Source organism: Rhizobium sp. NPDC092011, from assembly GCF_044756305.1.
Lineage (GTDB): Bacteria > Pseudomonadota > Alphaproteobacteria > Rhizobiales > Rhizobiaceae > Rhizobium.
This window is the reverse complement of the sequence record NZ_JBIVSO010000001.1, coordinates 581,363-598,223: the sequence shown is the minus strand read 5'-3', so window position 1 is coordinate 598,223 and position 16,861 is coordinate 581,363. Positions and strand designations below refer to the sequence as shown.

The window sequence follows — 16,861 nt, the reverse complement described above, 5'->3', positions numbered from 1 at the left end:
GTCAGGCTGAGCAGAAAACGGACTACGGCTGATATCAGCGCGGCTTGTAGCTGACCGAAATCTTGGCGCCCGCCAAGGCCGTCTGTGCCAGTTGGGCGGGATCGAGGCCGAGCGAACCAATCTGTAGCGGCTTGTTGAAGGCAAGGTCGAGCGTGAAGAAGCCTGTGGGATGCGGAAGATCCTGCAGGAAGCGGAGCAGGGCCTTCTTCGATTCGGCATCGATCTGGCTGTCAGGCAGAATCTGCAGCGCCGTTGCGGCATTGCTGCGCAGTTGAGCAATAGCCTGAGCCGGATCGTCCGAGCCCGTCGCCTGCGGCAAGAGCGAAACAAGCGACGGAACCGCCATTCCCTCGAAGAGCCCCTGATTGTCGAGCCGGAAGCGCAAATGTGTCAAACCGGCGGAACCGCCTTCGGCCAAAGCCTTAACATTCGTATCCTTTGGCAGGGTCAATTCAGCCGATAGCGATGCCCTGCCGAGACGCAGGTTGGTGAGCTGAACTTCCTGGATATCGAGATAGCCATCCTTCGGATCGAAGCGGAACGAGCCGGAAATATCCATCGGCCATTGCTGGACCGTGGTGATGTAATTGGCGAGCGCGTTATCCATCAGCGGCGTGAAGCGTATGCCTTCGATGGAGAAACGTCCCCAGTTGGGCATGCTTTCAGGCTTGGCGCTAATGGATTTGAGGAAGGTGACCAGATTGTCGCCCTTCAGTTCCGCATGTTCGAACGTCCATCCAAATCTGCTGCCCGATTTGAAGAGGCCATTCGTCACCGCGCAGCCATCATGCAGCTCCGATACTGCAAAGCCGTCCGCATGCTGAATCATGTCGCTGCCATTGACGAGGTCTGCACACGGCGTTTCGGCTGCCCTGGCGGAGAGAGGAGCAAGCGAAAGGAGGAGGGGCAACAGAAGGAAAGTGCGCATCTTGACATCTATCTCTTTGGAGAAATCGGCAGATATGGAGGCATGCCATGTTTCCCGCTGGGCTCGGCATGTCAAGTCACGATGCACCAACATCGATCCAGCCCGCCGAGGCGAGATTTCTCGATCGGCCGGTCACCTCAGGCCGAGAGCTTCAAATTGTCGGATTTGGGCCGATCGCCGCGGCTGCTGTAGGGCAGGATGCGGCGCAGAACTTCCTGGGCGAGAGCCTGCGCATTCTGCTGCGCCTTGTCGAGATTGCTGACGCTTTCCGAGGTGATGGAATAGAGGGTCTGACCGTAGCCGAAAACCTCACGATAGGCCGCACGTTCGATGATCGGCGTCGAAAGCACATGCACCCGCCGGCTTGAAAGCAATTCCTTCACCGATTGCAGCGCGCGTGTCGTCACCATCGGGTTGACGCGGGTCAGCACGACCGAATGCGGAATGCGGATATCGGCGCGATCTTCCAGATATTGCAGCAGCTCGATGACATTGGTGGCGCCTTCCGCATCCATGGCGGAGCCCTGGACGGGAATGAGAACATAGTTCGAGTAGCCAAGCGCCTGGGCGAGCAAGGGGCTACGTGCCCCGGGCAGGTCTATGAGCAGGAAATCGACCTCGTCACGCAACTTGCGCGCATGCTGGCCGAGATTGGCTGATGTCACATAGGGAACGACGGAAAGAGAGGTCGGTGCCCTGTCGCCCAGTCGCTCATGCCACTTGGAAATCCAGAGCTGGGGATCCGCATCCAGCACAGCCACGGAAAAGCCCATTCTGGCGAGTTCACAGGCGACGATAACGACGGCAGTGGTCTTGCCGGCGCCGCCCTTGGTGTTGGCAAAGGTCAGAACGGCCATAGGTGCTCCCTGGGCGGATCGGTGTGGCAACTCAAAGGGTAGACGAGGGCCCGTCATGGCTTGCGGGGATCGTTACGCATTTATGGTTAACAAACCATTTTGAACCCGGCTGCGGTCTATTCGTTGGCATCTTTGACCATCAATGCCGCTTGTCGGCGGCCAGGATTTCGCGGGCAATGTGATCCAGCGCTACGGTCCGGTCGACGCCACCATGGGCAATTGCTTCCTTTGGCATGCCGAAAACGACGGATGTTTCCTCGTCCTGGGCGACCGTAAAGGCGCCGGCATCGTGCATCTCCTTCATGCCGCGCGCGCCGTCGTCTCCCATGCCGGTCATGATGACGCCCATGGCGTTGCCTGCGGCAGACCGCGCGGCGGATCGGAAGAGCACATCGACGGAGGGCCGATGCCTGGAAACCAGGGGACCATCCTTGATGGCAACCACATAGCGAGCGCCCTGTCGCTCCAGCAGAATATGCTTGCCACCCGGCGCGATGAGCACATGGCCGCGCAGAACCGGATCGCCGTGTTCGGCTTCCTTGACCTCCACTTCGCAAAGGTTGTTCAGGCGCTTGGCGAAGGCGGCGGTGAATTTTTCCGGCATGTGCTGCACGATGACCATTCCTGGTGTGTTGGCCGGCAGTGCCACGAGCAGTTCGCGCAGCGCCTCCGTGCCGCCCGTCGAGGCTCCCACACAGACAACCATTTCGGTCGTTTTCGCCATGGCCCGGCCGGTGGGTGGAGGTAGCACGACATCGGCCGTCAGCTTTGCCGTCGGCTCCGTCGAGGCGATCACGCGCCTGCGCGCCGTTCCCAATCGGGCTGCGGCGGCACCTTTCACCGTTTCCCGGATCATCGCTCCTGCTTCCGCCAAATGGTCGGCTGCGGCAATCTTCGGCTTCAGGATGATATCGACGGCGCCGGCCTCCAAAGCCTGCATCAGCGTCTCCGAACCGGCCTCGGTCAGGGAGGAACACATGACGACCGGAATGGGACGCTGCGTCATCAGCTTGCGCAGAAAGGTAATGCCATCCATTCGGGGCATCTCGACATCGAGCGTGATGACGTCGGGGATTTCCTCCTGGATCTTCTTGGCCGCCATGAAGGGATCGGCGGCTGCTCCCATCACTTCGATTTCAGGATCTGCCGACAATACCTGTGTCATGACCTGGCGTACGCTGGCGGAATCGTCGACGATGAGCACGCGGATCTTCTTGGCCATGTGCTTCAGACCTTACGGAAAACGGTGTTGGCGACCTGTTTCACCGGCAGATTGAGCCCGCTGATCGTCTCGGAGTGGCCGACATAGAGGAAGCCGCCCGTTACCAGCTTGTCGCAGAGCCTCGCCAGCACCTTCTCCTGCGTCGGCTTGTCGAAGTAGATCAGCACGTTGCGGCAGAAGACGATGTGGACCTTATCGCCGATCTCATAAGCACGGTCCATCAGGTTGAGACGGCCAAAGGCGATCTTCGCGCGCAGCTTGGGATGGATCCGAACCTCGCCGCGTTGCGGATCGCGCGGTTCCATGATGTAGCGGCTGCGTTTCTGCCCGTCGACGGGATCGATCATTCCGGTCGGGTAGATACCTTTGCGCGCCGCCTTGAGGACGTCGGTGGAAAGATCCGTGGCGAGAATGCTGTAGTCCGGAGCGCCGCGAGCCTCGCGATAGTCCTCCAACACCATGGCGATGGTATAGGGTTCGGCGCCGACAGAGCAGGCTGCGCTCCAGATGCGCAGACGATTGTGGCCCGCCGCCACGAGTTCGGGCAGGGCGGATCGTTCGAGATGCTCGAAATGCTTCGGTTCGCGGAAGAAATCCGTCTTGTTGGTGGTAACCGCGTCGATGAGGTGAATGGCCTCCCGGTCGATGCCGCCATGCTTGAAGAGATAGTCGCAATAATCGTCGAGATCGACGATGCCGGTCGCCCTCAGCCGGCGCCGCAAGCGTCCCTCCAGCATGGTGCGCTTGGCCGGGGGCATCTTGATGCCGCTGTAGTCATAGATGTATCGGGCAAGCTGGTCGAAGTTTCGCCGGCTCAACCCGTTGTCCGTGTAGTCTCTTGCATCCTGCGCTGGCACGTTACGTCTCACTCAAACGGCGGCAAATTCTGAAGCGTTTCGACCAACGCCGACACCCATCAACGACACCTTGTCGGAGGAGGAGAAGAGCTTGGCGAGGTCGATGATGACAACAAAGCCATTCTCTCGACGCACCACGCCTGCGATGTATTCGGAGGGCCAGCGCACCCCGATGTCGGGGGCGCTTTCGATCGCCTGGTGCTTGAATGAGGTCACTTCGAATACGCGATCGGCGACCAGACCGAGCGTCAGCACCTTCTCCGCGATCGGAATATCGATCACGAGGATGCGCGTATGCGGTGTCTTGGCGGTGGCCGACATGCCGAGCCGAAGGCGCAGGTCGATGACCGGCACGCCCTGACCGCGCACGTCCCGCAGGCCGAGCAGATAGTCCGGTCCGTGTGGAATCCGGAAGGCATCCTGATGGTCCAGGATTTCCCGGACCACCTCGACCGGAACGGCGAAGGATTCCTCGCCGAGTCCGAACGTCACATACTGAGCTTCGGTGCTGGTAGCGACCATTTATGCGCTCTCCTTGAAGTCGTTGTCGTCGGCGTCGGGTCCACCCATGGACATGTCGAGGGTGAAGCCCTTGAGACGAGCCTGCTGCGCGGCGACGCTGTTGTCGGCGCGCGTGGCAGGTGCCCTGGCAGCAGGTGCCTTGACGGCAGGCCTGGCCTTGGCCGCACCCATCGCATGATGGATGGGATTGTGTGCCGGCTGGATCTTGCGGGCATTGGCCTGGTCGACCTTGAAGAAGGCGATGGAGGCCTGCAGTTCCTCGGCCTGTGCAGCGAGTTCTTCGGAGGTTGCCGACATCTCTTCGGAAGCGCCGGCATTCTGCTGCGTCACCTTGTCGAGCTGCTGGATCGCCTCATTGATCTGCGATGCGCCGATATCCTGCTCGCGGCAGGCGGCCGAGATTTCGGCGACGAGTTCCGCCGTCTTGCGGATATCGGGCACGAGGCGCGAGAGCATGTCGCCGGCCTCTGTCGCGACCGAGACGGTCTCGCCGGAGAGGCTGGAGATTTCGGCTGCTGCGGCCTGGCTGCGTTCGGCAAGCTTGCGCACTTCCGAGGCGACGACGGCAAAGCCGCGACCATGTTCGCCGGCACGGGCCGCCTCGACGGCGGCGTTGAGGGCAAGCAGGTCTGTCTGGCGCGCGATTTCCTGAACGATGGAGATCTTCTCGGCAATGGTGCGCATGGCGTTGACGGCGCGGTCGACGGCCTGGCCGCTGATCTCTGCATCCTTGGCGGACTGACGGGCGATCTTTTCCGTCTGTGCGGCATTGTCGGCATTCTGCTTGATATTGGCGGCCATCTCTTCCATCGAGGCGGAGGCCTCTTCGGCGGAGGAGGCCTGCTCGGTGGCACCCTGCGACAGCTGCTCGGAGCCCGCCGACAGCTGCTGGCTGCCGGAGGAGACGTTGTCGGAGGCCGACAATGCATCCGCAACAACACCGCGAAGCCGCTCGACCATCGACAGCAGGGAAACGCCGAGCGTGTCCTTTTCCGACATCGGCTTCGGCTTGACTGTCAGATCGCCGTTGGCGATCTGGTCGGCGATGGTTGCGGTGTTGCGCAGATTGCCGGTCATGACATTGATGGTGTCGACAAGATCCTTGATCTCGTCGTTGGTCTTGATCTCGATGTTCTGGTTGAGATCACCGATGGCCACACCTTCTGCGACCGTCTGGATCTTCTTCAGGCCGCGATTGATGCCGAGCGCGATCCACAGGGCGACGGCGATCGACAGCGCAAACATGACGGCCAGCGAGGTCAGAAGCAGATTGCGGGCAAAGGCGTATTGGTCGTTGGTTGCCAGATCGGTTGCATGCAGATCTGTGGCGATGGCCTTGTTGACGACATCGAGCGCTCCCAGCAGAGCGATGCTGGCTTTGCGCCCTTCTCCCATGGAGAGCTCTCCGGCGCGGCGATTGCTGTCCGCCGAATTTTCGATGGCCAATTTCAGGATCTGCTCGTCGATCTGTCTCCAGGCCGGGTATTGCCTCGAGAATTCGGCAACCTTTTCCGCAATCGCGGGGTCCTGCGCAAGTTTGGCTGCGAGTTGTTCCGCCTTCGCCGTGTTCGCGCGGACCTCGTCGACATAGCCGGCAATTGCTTGCGGATCGGTATTGAGAACGGCATTCTTTTCGCTGGCGATCGCGTTCATCACGGCAAACGAAAGATCTGCCGAATTGCGCTGGTTTTCAGCCGGACCCTGGACGATGTCGGTGATGGCGGAATTGAGGGAGGACAGGCTCATGATCGCAAGGGCCGACATGCCGGTCGACATCAGGATCAGGAGGCCGAATGCAAGGGTTAATTTCAGTTTGATAGTAAAGCGCATCTCTGGAGAATTCCTGGAAAGGGAGGGGTTCCGTGATCGAAGTTTGAAGAAGTCAGACGGAGACCGTCTGGATGCGCGAAGACCGATACATTCACCCTTCCGCGAACCGGAGGCCGGCTCTTGAGGCCTGCGGTAGCATTCGCCGGCCTTTGATCCGGCGCGTTGCAGCGCCGGATCCTGTTGGTATCAAGCCAGCCGCTTAGGCGCTCTGGCGAAAGTCGTTGTCGTCGGCGTCGGGTCCACCCATGGACATGTCGAGGGTGAAGCCCTTGAGACGAGCCTGCTGCGCGGCGACGCTGTTGTCGGCGCGCGTGGCAGGTGCCCTGGCAGCAGGTGCCTTGACGGCAGGCCTGGCCTTGGCCGCACCCATCGCATGATGGATGGGATTGTGTGCCGGCTGGATCTTGCGGGCATTGGCCTGGTCGACCTTGAAGAAGGCGATGGAGGCCTGCAGTTCCTCGGCCTGTGCAGCGAGTTCTTCGGAGGTTGCCGACATCTCTTCGGAAGCGCCGGCATTCTGCTGCGTCACCTTGTCGAGCTGCTGGATCGCCTCATTGATCTGCGATGCGCCGATATCCTGCTCGCGGCAGGCGGCCGAGATTTCGGCGACGAGTTCCGCCGTCTTGCGGATATCGGGCACGAGGCGCGAGAGCATGTCGCCGGCCTCTGTCGCGACCGAGACGGTCTCGCCGGAGAGGCTGGAGATTTCGGCTGCTGCGGCCTGGCTGCGTTCGGCAAGCTTGCGCACTTCCGAGGCGACGACGGCAAAGCCGCGACCATGTTCGCCGGCACGGGCCGCCTCGACGGCGGCGTTGAGGGCAAGCAGGTCTGTCTGGCGCGCGATTTCCTGAACGATGGAGATCTTCTCGGCAATGGTGCGCATGGCGTTGACGGCGCGGTCGACGGCCTGGCCGCTGATCTCTGCATCCTTGGCGGACTGACGGGCGATCTTTTCCGTCTGTGCGGCATTGTCGGCATTCTGCTTGATATTGGCGGCCATCTCTTCCATCGAGGCGGAGGCCTCTTCGGCGGAGGAGGCCTGCTCGGTGGCACCCTGCGACAGCTGCTCGGAGCCCGCCGACAGCTGCTGGCTGCCGGAGGAGACGTTGTCGGAGGCCGACAATGCATCCGCAACAACACCGCGAAGCCGCTCGATCATCGAATTGACGTGGCCGAGCAGGTCGCCGATTTCATCTCTGGTTGTGATCGCGGCAAATTCCGTCAGATCGCCTTCGGCAACGGTCTGAACGGTCTTGACGGCACGGTTGATGCCCCGGTTGATCGAGAGAATGATCCAGATGGCCGAGACAAGTGCGAGGATCGACGCTGCCGAAGCGATGATGATCAGAATCGAACGAGCGTGTGCGTAGGCATTGGCCGCGTCCTGATCTGCCTGCTTCAACCGCCCGCGCTCGGCGTCGAACACCTGCGCCAATACATTGTCGATCTTCGTGCTCGTTTCGCGCGCTTCGTTCGACGAGATTTGAAGCGCACCGGCGCTGTTACCGGCCAACATCATGCTGCGAATGTGATCGTCAGCGGTACGCCAATTGTCCGAGAGTTCCTTGATCTGCGACCAATAGGTCATGTCCTGATCGGTCGTGTTTGCGAGGATCTTCGCAAGGTCGGCATCGAATTCCGCCCGCGCTGCGTCGCTCTTTGCAATGTAGCCTTTGGTCTCGTCGGTCGAGGTCGCCAGCAGTATGTTCTTCTGCTGCCGCAACTGTTGCAGAACGGCGATATCGAGGTTCTGCGCAAGGCGTAGCCTTTCGGCTGGCCCCGTCAACGTCTCGGACCAGTTGTCGTTGACCTGGGCGAGCGTGGTGATGCTGTAGATAGCCGTGCCGAGAAGCATGGCGATCACGACAGCAAATGTTAGAAGCAGCTTGAGCTTTATCGTAAAGCGCATCTTGTAGCCCCCTTGCCTTGAAGATTCATGCTGTTGCTCTGGCCGCGCCTGCACGTTGCGACGAAAAGATCGCCTGCAGGTTCGGAATGATGATGAATTCGCCGCCGCGTTTCACGAGGGCGTGGACATAGTCGGGACGCCAGCGCATGCCGACGATCGGCGGCGGTTCGCTGGCCGAACGCAATAACTGCGTGACCTCATAGACCTTGTCCGTTCGAATGCCGATCAGCGTCGTTTCGCCATCGAGTTCCAGAGCGGTCACGACGATACGGCTGTCGATCGTCACATGGCCCGGCTCCATGCCGAAGGCGACACGGATGTCGGCAAGCGGAATGACCTTGCCACGGAAATTGATGACGCTGCCGACAAAGGGCAGGCTGCCGGGAACGTTGGTTTCGGGCAGAAGATCCAGGATTTCCTGAACGATCACGGCTTCAATGGCGAAGGTCTCGCCATTGAGGCTGAATGTCAGCACGGAGAGTTCTTCCGCATCCTTCCAAATGACGCGATAGTCGGATTTCACATCTATTTCCGTCATCCTGCAGCACGCAATTGCGCCTCCTGATGTTGTCCGGCGGCGATCAGGTGCACGACGTCGAGGATCAGCGCCACGTTGCCGTCGCCGAGAATGGTGGCCCCCGAGAAGGTGGAGACGTGATCGTGCAGTTTCGACATCGACTTGATGACGGTCTGGTGGTCGCCGATGATCTGGTCGACGACGAGACCGACGCGTTGGCTGCCGGTCGAGATTACCACGACCTTCTGATAGGGATCCGGCTCAGTGCCGGTGCGGAACAGTTCGCGTAGACGCAAGAAGGGCACGAGATCGTCGCGCAGCGCGATGAAGCTGCGACCGCGCGAGCGCAGATCTTGCTCGACCGAAAGCTCGAGGCATTCCTCGACGGCGGTAAGCGGGATCACATAGCGGCCATTGCCGACGCGTACGAGCAACCCATCGATGATGGCGAGGGTCAGCGGGATCCTCAGCGCGATGTTGGAACCATTGCCGAACTCACTGGCAACATCGATCGAGCCGCGCAGCGTTTCAATGGTCTTCTTCACCACATCCATGCCGACGCCGCGGCCGGAAAGATTGGTGACCTTCTCGGCCGTCGAGAAGCCGGGCTGGAAAATGAGCTGCAGCAGTTCCTTGTCGGCGAGCTGAGCGCTTGGCTGGATAAGGCCATTGGCTTCCGCCTTGGCACGGACCTTTTGTCTGTCGATGCCGCGCCCGTCGTCCTTGATGGAGATGATGACTTCGCTGCCGGTCTGGTGTGCGGAAAGGATAACGCGTCCGACCGCGGGTTTGCCGGTGGCGACGCGGTCTTCAGGGCTTTCCAGACCATGATCGATGGAATTGCGCACGAGATGGACGAGCGGATCGGCGAGCCGGTCGATGACGGTCTTGTCGACTTCGGTGCTTTCACCCTCGGTGATCAGTTCGATATCCTTGCCCGTCTCGCGGGCCAGGTCATGAACCAGCCGGCGGAAACGGCTGAAGAGACTGGCGACCGGCATCATGCGCAGGACCATCATCGTGTCCCGCAACTCGCCGGCGAGCCGCTCGATTTCCTCCGAGACCGAGCGCAGACCAAGATCGGCGGCTGAGTTTGCCATCTGGCTCAACCGCGACTGGGCGATCACCAATTCTCCGACCCGATCCATCATCTCGTCGAGACGGAGGGCCGGAATGCGGACATTGTCTGCCTGCTTCTGCGATTTGGCATCCGCGGGCTGTGCCTTAGCCGCGTCTGTCGGCTGGGCCGGCGCCTTTGACGGAGCTTCTGCAACTGGCGCCGGCGGGATTGCAACAACGGGAGCTGAGGCTTGTTGTCGATCAGCCTGAATTTCGCGAAGCTCCATCGTCATGTCGTCCATGACGAAGATGAAAACATCCTCAATGTCGGATCGGGACTTTTCTGTCGTCAGATGGACTGTCCAGCCGATGTGAAGGTCGCGTGGATCGAAATCCTGAAGCAGCGGAACGGCATCCGTACCGGCTTCGATACGGCATTCGCCGAGGTCACGCAGTTCGTCGAGAAGACCGAGCGGATTGGTGCCATTGGCCATGGAATTGGTCGGCAGGCTGAATTTCAGATACCAGTTCTTCGCATTGCCGGCACTGGAAGTCACGACGGCCGGCTGGGAAGCCGCGGGTGGCGTCGTTGCGCTTTGCATACCGTTTGCGCCGACCGCGAGGCGCAGCTTTTCCAGGAGAACCGAACTCATGGCTTCATAGTCGCCGTTCGGATTTTCCAATAGTGCCTGCATATGTCCCTGCGCGTCGAGAACGGCGCCGACCAGCTCTTTCGTGGCGGGAGCTTCGCCCTTGCGAACCCGGTCGAAAGCGGTTTCGCAATGGTGGGTGAAGGCGGCCAGCTGATCGAAGCCGAACATCGAGCCCGATCCCTTGAGGGTATGGAGCCCTCTGAAGACCGCATCGATCTGAGCTCTGTCGCTCAGATCGCGCATCAGATCGAGGAGGCCGGCCTCGATCAGTTCGAGCTGCTCGGCGGCCTCCGTCCTGAAAACGGCTATCGGATCGAGTTCGTTCATCTGCCCAAAACCTTGCGCACGATCTTGATGAGGTTTTCAGGGTCGAAGGGCTTCGTCAGCCATCCGGTGGCGCCCGCGGCCTTCGCCTGCTGCTTGAGATCGCCGTCCGATTCCGTGGTCAGGAAGATGACCGGCGTCCCCATATAGGCCGGCAATTGGCGCAGGCCGCGGATCATCGCCAGCCCGTCCATGTTCGGCATGTTGAGATCGGTGACGATCAGGTCGAAACTGCCTGTTTTCATCTTGTTGAGGCCATCGGCACCGTCGACGGCCTCGGTGACCGCATATCCGGCGTTGGTAAGGGCAATGCGCGTGGTCAGCCGAATGCTGGCGGAATCGTCGACGGTGAGAATATTTGCGCTCATGCTGCTTTTCCTTCTAGCCAGAAGCTATCTTCTTGCTGATCTCCGCCGAGGAGACCTGCTCGCTGCAGGACGGTCAGAAAATTGCCGTCCGCGGGTTTGTTCAATGCAATGGTCACGCCTATCTGGTCGGCCGTTTGCCGTGCGGACAGGAGCAACTGGGGGAGGGTCAGGTCGATATCCTCATTGTCGTCGATATCGATGACCAGGGAGCGCCGAAGTGCAGCCGCCTCCTGGAGGTAGACCTGAATAATGTCTCGCACATTGGCGATGGTCTTGATCGTCAAAGGGCCATGAAGGCGCAGGATTTCCGCTTGTCCGCTCATGCCGAACCTCGAGATAGCTGAAGGGTGGGGATCATCGTCACGGAGCCCTCGTCGTGCTCGCGTTCAAAAAGGCTTTTGATATCGACCCAGCGCCGGCAGAAGGCCGCCACGCAGGCGGGATCGAAATGCGTTCCACTGCTGTTGACGATCTCGCGAAAGGCATCGGCGATCGGCCAGGCGGCCTTGTAGGATCGCTTCGAGCATAGCGCGTCAAACACGTCGGCAATGGCAACGACGCGCGCTTCGATCGGGATCGACGCTCCGGCCATGCCTTTGGGGTAGCCGCTGCCGTCCCATTTCTCGTGGTGGCTTTCGGCGATCTTGCGCGCGACCTGGATCAGTTCGCTGGAACTGTCGCTCAATATTTCGCCGCCGAAATCGGTGTGCCGTTGCATGTGCCGGCGCTCGTCGGTGGTCAGCGGGCCTGGCTTTGACAGGATCGCGTCCGGAAGGCCGATCTTGCCGACATCGTGTAGAGCGCTGGCGAGAAAGATCGTGCGGCAGCTGCTTTCGTTCAGGCCGACTTCCTCTGCAATCATGCGCGCGATGATCGCAACTCGATCCAGATGATCGGCAGTTTCGCCATGGCGGCAGGCGATTGCCTTGGAAAGGCGCCATATGATCTCTTGTTCGTGCTGGTCGATCCGTTGCATCGCGGCATCGAAATCGCGCTGCAGCGTCGCCGCCCTCTCCGCGAGAGCCAGCCGCTCCTCGCCGATGCGAAGGATGTTGCGGACGCGGATCGTCAACTCGGCCTCGTCGATCGGCTTGTTCAGGAATTCGGTGGCGCCTGCTTCCATCGCCGCCAGTTTGATATCGGCCTCCTTGCGGGAGGTGATCATGATGGCGGGAATATGAGCTGTAAGCGCGTTCTTACGCACATGGGAAATGACTTCGATGCCGGTCATGTCGGGCATCATGTAGTCTACAAGAATGAGATCCGGCGCATGGTCTTCCAACCGATCGAGAGCCTCGACCGGATGCAGGAATGACATGACCTTGCTGCCGCTGATGGCTTCGACCGCTCGCCGAAGCGTGGCTACCACGGAAGGACTGTCATCTATGACGAAGACGCGCATAATTACCCCGCGGAGGGTCCGCGGCAAATGTGCGGCTCCACTCACGATTGTCGGTTTGGATGTTTGGAAGCCTTTCAAACGAAAGGGCCGCGTCACAATGATTGTGAGTCTTGGCTGGAGTAACGAAATCGTTAAATGGCTAACGGGATATTAAATCCACTCTCAACTTGTGGTCTATTCTGAAATTAATTGCGATATAGTGATAGAATTGCGTTTTTCTGATATTAAATACTCTCGATAGCGCTCATCTGGCCGCGGCCAGCCCGCGTCGCCGATGGCGGCACGCCATAGATGGCACGATAACGCGTCGCAAAATATCCCATGTGGCTGAAACCCCAGCGTGCAGCAATCTCGGAGATATTCTCGTCGGCATCGCCGTGAAGCAGGTCCTGATGGATCTGCTGGAGCCGCAGGCGCTGAACATAGTTCAACGGGTTCATTCCCACATTCTGCCGAAAGGATAGCTGCAGACTACGCACGCTTTGCCCCGCATTCCTGGCGATATCCGATACCGTGAATTCTTCTGCGAGATGCGCCTGGATCCAGTCCAGCGCCCGCTTCAGATTGCGGGGCCGCGCCGTTTGGATCGCCATTTTCTGTCCCGAAGTCGGCCATGATTGCACGAATGCGGTAATAAGGGCTTCCTGGAAAAGCGATGCGCCAAGAGGGGAATCGGCAAAGGGATGGTCGCCCGATTCGAGCAGCAACGCCGCCATGCGATGAACGGTACGCACACCGTTTTCCGTCATTTCGGCTGTCGGGTCGAAGCGCCGGAAGAACGCTTCGGGATCGTCGTTTCCGAGATGGATGAGCGGCAGGCAAAGAATGCGCGGTATGGCAAGCGCGATCTTGCGAGCGCCGCTTGACGCTTTGAGGCATGTCGGGCCTGACGGCAGCAGCACGAAACCCGTTCCCGCTGTCGCGGTGAATTGTTGGCCCTCCGATTCAATATGGAATGTACCGCTCTCGACGAAGTGCAGTTCTATGCGGTCGGATGGGCGAAACAGATATTGGATCTCGTATCCGGTTTCCGAAAAGATCTTCCATGCCGCCATTTCCCGGATCGTCGCCACCGTGACGTCGATATGAAAATTCGGATTTTCCGGCTTCCTGTCGAAGATGACGGATATGTCGGCAGCATTCAGTTTTTCCTGCAGTTCCGTAGGCTCACAGGACGACCATGCATACTTGTCGACGGCTATATTCATCTTGTTCAATCAGCTTCAGCGGGGTCACGGCGATCTAAATCGCAAGTAGAACCGTTGGTCTGCAAAAGGGCGCTGATGCGCGTCCGGCCACACATATAGGGGGCCGGTCTTGCCCAGAGCTTTACGCAACGGCTGATCGATGAGGTTTCGGCAGAACAACGGCGAGTTTCATCTTTCGCGTTAACTCCGTATTTTTTAGTTCGCCTTAGTTTTCCGGGGACGGTCTTAGGTGGGGTCCAAAATAGTATGGCGTATGCAGCAGCGGTCCGAACAGTTGCAACTTCTGCGGATAGCTTTGTCGATCGACTGGAAGGCGCGCGATTGCAGATCGAACAGCGCTTCCTCGATGGTGGTGCGGTTCTGATCACGGTCACGGAGGCGCTCGCCAAGCTGATCGGCTTGCTCGAGCACATCGGCAATTCGCTGAAGGAGGAAAACGCCGCCGAAGCGACCGGTCGTCTGCTTCAGACCGTCGAGTTGCTGCACAAGCTGCCGCCTGCCGAAGCACGCCGTCAGGAATGTGTTGCAGCCATCGGCCAGACCGGTCGGCCGCTTGCAGAACATGTCCTGTCGATGGAAGAGACCCTGCGCTATCTGCGCACCTTCGCTGCGACGGCAAAGATCGCAGGCGCAAGGATCCCGGATTTCTCCAGCTTCGCCAGCGAGATCGTTGAGCGCATAGAATTCGCCGCCAAGGAAGTCAGGGCGCTGTCGGTGCAGATTCATTCGCTTGAGGAGCAGATCGAATCTGCCGCCGCGAGCGAGGACAGCTCGCTCGGTCAATACCTTGCCGGCATCCCATCCATCGCCCAGCGCCTGGTCTCGAATGCTGACGAAATCCAGGTGCAGCGCCGTAACTTGTCGGATCTGGCCGACACCGTCTCCGGCCTTGCGCGGAAAATTCAGAACAAGGTAGCCCACACGCTTTCCGCCATGCAGATCGGCGATATCACACGTCAGCGGGTCGAGCATTGCCAGGCAGCGCATTCGATCCTCGAAGCCTATCTCGGCAGTGAAGCGCTCAATCTTTCGGCGGCGGACCGTCAGCGTCTTTCCGGATTGGTGACGACCCTCATCTTCGAACTGTTGAACGAGACGACCGGCGGGTTCAACCGCGAGACCGTGAAGATTGTCGATAATATCCGCAGCTTCAGTGGCGATATCAGAACCTTGCTCGACCTCTATCAGACGATGATGGCGCAGAGCGGCGAGGACGGAAAAAGCCCGATCAACTCGTTGCGCGGCGATCTTTCTGCTGCTCGAGGCGTCGTCGATCGTATCGATGTCGCAGCAGCCGGAGCGAACCGACTGAGCGAGAGGACCTCGGAAATGGTCAAGGAGTTGACCACGAGCATCCAGACCATCCAGCTCGTGCGTCGTGACATTCAATATATGGCCCTCAACACCAATCTGCGTTGCGGCAAGCTTGGAGAAGAAGGGCGCGCAATCAATGTCGTTGCTGGCGAGCTGCGTTCCTTCGCATCTCTGCTGGACGAGGATGCGGAGAAGATTCTGACGGGTCTCGGCAAACTTGAAATGCAATCGGCCGGGTTGAAGGACTGGCGCCAGACCAACGAGCCGGACAATGCCTCGGGTCTCGGCGCGCATATCGATGCGGCGCTGCTTCACATCACCGAGGCTGGCGCCTCCATGGACATGAACGTGAAGGAGCTTCGTCGCTGTGGTGAGGATATGACCTCTCAGGTCGCCGAGATCGTCGGTAGCCTGGATTTCCGCGCCGGGATTGGTGAAACGTTGGCATCCTGCACGCAGGAGGTCAGTTTTGCACGCCGCACGATCATGGACAGAGGCGGACTGGAAACGCCTCTGGCTGTCATTTCCGAGCGCATTTTCAAGATCTACACCATGGCTGCCGAGCGCGAGATCCATGCCAAGGTCTTCGGCGTGGAAAGCACCGCGATTGAAAGCGGGCCTGCTTCATCCGACGACGAGGACTTGTTCGCGGACGCCCTTTTCTAGAGCACTTCCAGGCAAATCGCGCATCGGATCCCCGTCCAGAATGCGTAAGAAAACAAAAAGATAGCGTCCTTCCGCTATTCAAGCATAAGCGGAACCAGCTCCAGGCTGACGGCGGCCTTCAAGGAGGCGAGGGGCGAGGCTAAGGCTATGTCTTCCCTCGCTTTCTGCGGTTTTGTGCGCCCCTTGACCCCCATGAAAGGCTGACGTTGCCTTGACGCTCCCTTGACAATCCCGGTGCAGATGTGCGGCGCAACAAATCCGTCGGGCATTGGGCATGAATCAAAAGACATCGATCATTACCGCGCCGGAAGGCGCCCTATCCAGCCTTTCCCTTCGCGGCACCATGCCGCCGATGTCGAGCGAAGCTCGGCCGCCCCGATTTGTTCTGTTGTCGAGGATCCTGACCTTCGGCCTGCGGGCGCGCTGGAAGCGCACACTTCTCTTTTGGTTCCGCTTCGCCGCCAATCCCTTGCTGACAACGCGTTGGTGGCGTTTTCTTTCGACCTTTACGGCGACGAGAGAATTTCCACCGCCGCATGACGAATTGCTGCAGAAGCCGTTGTCGAAGTTTCTTGTCTACGGTTTGAGCAGTTCCAAGCGACTTTCACTGCTTATCGAGCATTTTTCAATTGCGGAACGGATCTTGTCACGCGAGAGCATGATAAGCCTGTGGCGCGGCGAATGGCTCGAAATGGGTAGCGTTCAGGGCCGCAGCGAAGCATATACATGCCACATTGCGCTTGCCGATCGCGCCGGGGGGCGCCACGAAGGCGCCTTCGCCATCAAGCTCGTCCGCGTGCGCGACAAGGCTGTTCTCTGTACGTCGCGATTCATGTTTGTCCGTCATGGAGCGGAAGGCCGCTATACATTCGTTGTCGGCAGCATGCAGGGGCCGCGCAATGCGAAGCAGCGCATGGTTGAAGTGACCCGCGACCTTTCCGGTCTGCGCCCGAAGGAGGCGATCCTGATCGTGCTGCAGGGCCTGACGGTCGAGGGCGGCGCACAGCAATTCCTGGCAATTTCGCAGGCCAAGCATCCAATCCACTATCGCCGCAGCAGCCGCAAATCGATGATGCTGTCGAATATCGACGCCTTCTGGGCGGAACGCTCCGGTGAACCGGAAGAGATCTTCGGTTTCCTGGTGCCTCATTCGAGGCTCTACGGAGCAGACAAACGCAGCCGCAGTAAGCTGTGGTTCTTCAATCTCGGTGAACTCTTTCACTGA

At 59.6% G+C, this 16,861-nt stretch carries 15 protein-coding genes; 2 read left to right on the top strand and 13 right to left on the bottom strand.

The genetic code is table 11. The features are described 5' to 3' along the window. Positions 1-34 precede the first annotated feature (34 nt). From ACIQJ2_RS02965 to ACIQJ2_RS02905, 13 genes are all read right to left on the bottom strand, one after another. Positions 35-928: a hypothetical protein gene (locus tag ACIQJ2_RS02965; protein ID WP_400665856.1), complete on the bottom strand. Its 894-nt coding sequence runs from the start codon at positions 926-928 to the stop codon at positions 35-37. A gap of 137 nt (positions 929-1,065) precedes the next feature. Continuing rightward, on the bottom strand, positions 1,066-1,785 hold the full coding sequence (locus ACIQJ2_RS02960; protein ID WP_400665858.1) for an AAA family ATPase: 720 nt from the start codon (positions 1,783-1,785) through the stop codon (positions 1,066-1,068). A gap of 139 nt (positions 1,786-1,924) precedes the next feature. After that, positions 1,925-3,007, bottom strand: a complete 1,083-nt coding sequence (locus tag ACIQJ2_RS02955; RefSeq protein WP_400665860.1) for a chemotaxis response regulator protein-glutamate methylesterase — start codon at positions 3,005-3,007, stop codon at positions 1,925-1,927. Between the two features lie 5 nt (positions 3,008-3,012). Next, entirely contained in the window at positions 3,013-3,864 is an 852-nt protein-coding gene (locus ACIQJ2_RS02950; RefSeq protein ID WP_400665862.1) for a CheR family methyltransferase, read from the bottom strand. Between the two features lie 12 nt (positions 3,865-3,876). Beyond that, entirely contained in the window at positions 3,877-4,386 is a 510-nt protein-coding gene (locus tag ACIQJ2_RS02945; RefSeq protein WP_400665864.1) for a chemotaxis protein CheW, read from the bottom strand. Then, positions 4,387-6,216, bottom strand: coding sequence for a methyl-accepting chemotaxis protein (locus ACIQJ2_RS02940; protein ID WP_400665866.1), 1,830 nt, complete (start codon positions 6,214-6,216; stop codon positions 4,387-4,389). A 199-nt stretch (positions 6,217-6,415) separates the two neighbouring features. Further along, positions 6,416-8,125 (bottom strand): methyl-accepting chemotaxis protein, encoded by a 1,710-nt coding sequence (locus tag ACIQJ2_RS02935; protein ID WP_400665868.1) that lies wholly within the window; start codon positions 8,123-8,125, stop codon positions 6,416-6,418. Positions 8,126-8,150: 25 nt separating this feature from the next. Then, positions 8,151-8,663, bottom strand: a complete 513-nt coding sequence (locus ACIQJ2_RS02930) for a chemotaxis protein CheW (RefSeq protein WP_199150278.1) — start codon at positions 8,661-8,663, stop codon at positions 8,151-8,153. Beyond that, complete coding sequence (locus ACIQJ2_RS02925; protein WP_400665871.1) at positions 8,660-10,681, bottom strand: chemotaxis protein CheA; 2,022 nt, start codon at positions 10,679-10,681, stop codon at positions 8,660-8,662. The genes ACIQJ2_RS02930 and ACIQJ2_RS02925 overlap by 4 nt, the downstream gene beginning before the upstream one ends. Next, complete coding sequence (locus tag ACIQJ2_RS02920) at positions 10,678-11,046, bottom strand: response regulator (protein WP_400665873.1); 369 nt, start codon at positions 11,044-11,046, stop codon at positions 10,678-10,680. Before ACIQJ2_RS02920 ends, ACIQJ2_RS02925 begins: the two co-directional genes overlap by 4 nt. Continuing rightward, positions 11,043-11,369, bottom strand: coding sequence for an STAS domain-containing protein (locus ACIQJ2_RS02915; RefSeq protein WP_400665875.1), 327 nt, complete (start codon positions 11,367-11,369; stop codon positions 11,043-11,045). Before ACIQJ2_RS02915 ends, ACIQJ2_RS02920 begins: the two co-directional genes overlap by 4 nt. Then, positions 11,366-12,448 (bottom strand): HD domain-containing phosphohydrolase, encoded by a 1,083-nt coding sequence (locus tag ACIQJ2_RS02910; RefSeq protein WP_400665877.1) that lies wholly within the window; start codon positions 12,446-12,448, stop codon positions 11,366-11,368. Before ACIQJ2_RS02910 ends, ACIQJ2_RS02915 begins: the two co-directional genes overlap by 4 nt. 224 nt (positions 12,449-12,672) lie before the next feature. Beyond that, on the bottom strand, positions 12,673-13,656 hold the full coding sequence (locus ACIQJ2_RS02905) for a helix-turn-helix domain-containing protein (protein ID WP_400666812.1): 984 nt from the start codon (positions 13,654-13,656) through the stop codon (positions 12,673-12,675). Between the two features lie 321 nt (positions 13,657-13,977). Here ACIQJ2_RS02905 and ACIQJ2_RS02900 point away from each other — a divergent pair, with 321 nt between their 5' ends. Both ACIQJ2_RS02900 and ACIQJ2_RS02895 read left to right on the top strand, forming a co-directional pair. Further along, complete coding sequence (locus ACIQJ2_RS02900) at positions 13,978-15,636, top strand: hypothetical protein (RefSeq protein WP_400665879.1); 1,659 nt, start codon at positions 13,978-13,980, stop codon at positions 15,634-15,636. 274 nt (positions 15,637-15,910) lie between these two features. Then, entirely contained in the window at positions 15,911-16,861 is a 951-nt protein-coding gene (locus tag ACIQJ2_RS02895) for a DUF535 family protein (RefSeq protein WP_400665881.1), read from the top strand.